General features: G+C 39.9%; 2 protein-coding genes. Both read right to left on the reverse strand.

The window, feature by feature from the left end:
• On the reverse strand, positions 1 to 1,260 hold a 1,260-nt coding region (locus AC6HVZ_RS17265; protein WP_497559373.1), incomplete at its 3' end, for a solute symporter family protein.
• Positions 1,257 to 1,534: DUF485 domain-containing protein (locus AC6HVZ_RS17270; protein ID WP_497559374.1), on the reverse strand; the 278-nt coding region annotated here is incomplete at its 5' end. The genes AC6HVZ_RS17265 and AC6HVZ_RS17270, both read right to left, overlap by 4 nt.

The raw sequence follows: 1,534 nt of genomic DNA on the forward strand, positions 1-1,534 counted from the left end.
AACAAGGTTTAGTTTGATATGTAAAATATTATTTTCTATCGTTACGAGGAACTTTTTACTGTCAAGTACAAGAAAGGTAACATTAATTGTCTCCAACCGCAGTGCAAATAATGTCGAAACAAGCCCAATCCCAAGTGCAGTCCACCTTGCCGCTGTTAATTGCTCTTTTTCCGTGGATGTTCCTTTCTTTATTATATGATGGTAAATATCATGGGAAAAAGCCGTTGTTGCCGAGATAACAAGCCCTGCCACTACTGCAACGATGGTTGTAAAAGCAATTGCTGAAATAAATGCTAAGAGAAAATCTCCCCCAACTTCCTTCGCCAGCAAAGGTGCAGCCAGGTTGCCAGTTGGATCTGCTGCAACCATAGTGTGATAGCCTAACAACGCTACCGTTCCAAGACCCAGAATAAGTGTCATCACATAGAAAAGCCCAATAATCCATGTCGAACTGATTAAGGAACGACGAACCTCCAACGTATTTCGCACCGTAAAAAGCCGGATTAAAATATGCGGCAATCCCGCAGTACCAAGCACTAAAGCAAGCTGAAGCGAGAGAAACTCCACTGGATTGCCAAACAGGTGACCAGGGAAGAAAAATTGATCCCCTAAAGGCGTCCCTTCTTTCACCCGTTCAATTAAATCAGCAATATTCCAGTTAAAATTCGACAACACAATAAGCGAGAGCAAAAACGTTCCTGACATAAGTAGAACCGTTTTAACAATTTGCACCCATGAAGTAGCAACCATGCCACCAAAAACAACGTAGATCGTCATTAAACCACCAATAATAACAACAGAAATAGAATAATCAATATCCAATAATAAACGCAATAAAAAGCCGGATGCAACAAGCTGGGGAATCATATACAGAATAGAAATCATAAATGTACCAACCGCCATGATCCACCGCATTTTGCTACCGGGAAAACGGGAGCAGATAACATCCCCAAGTGAGTACGTACCTAAACGATGGACAGGCTCAGCGATCAGGAATAAAACAATTAAATAGGACACTAAAAAACCGATAGAATATAAAAATCCATCATAGCCATTAATAGCAATTGTTCCAACAATCCCAAGAAATGAAGCTGCACTAATAAAGTCACCGGCAATTGCCATCCCATTCTGAAATCCAGTCAAACTGCCTGCAGCTGTATAAAATCGATTCGTCGTTTTGCTGCGTTTCGCTGCCCAATATGTAATGATTAATGTACAAACAATAATACAAATAAAAAACAGAAAATAGATAAGATTCACATCGACTCCTCCCGTTTGAGTTTCTCAACAATCCGATCAAAGCGCTTTGATTTTATATGATAGATCCACGCCATCGTCCATGTCATCGGTATTTGCAAAAATGCATAAAGCCAGCCCCAGGTTACACCACCTACAAAACTTATCCGATTCATTACATCTGGAAAGAAAATCAATGATAATGGAAGCATAAAATAAAAAGCAAACAGAAAAATCAGAGCAGGAATAAGAAACCGCTTCTTCTCCTGCATCAACTTTTGAAACGTGTTATCCATCC

It is taken from the genome of Oceanobacillus sp. NCCP-135, assembly GCF_059698015.1.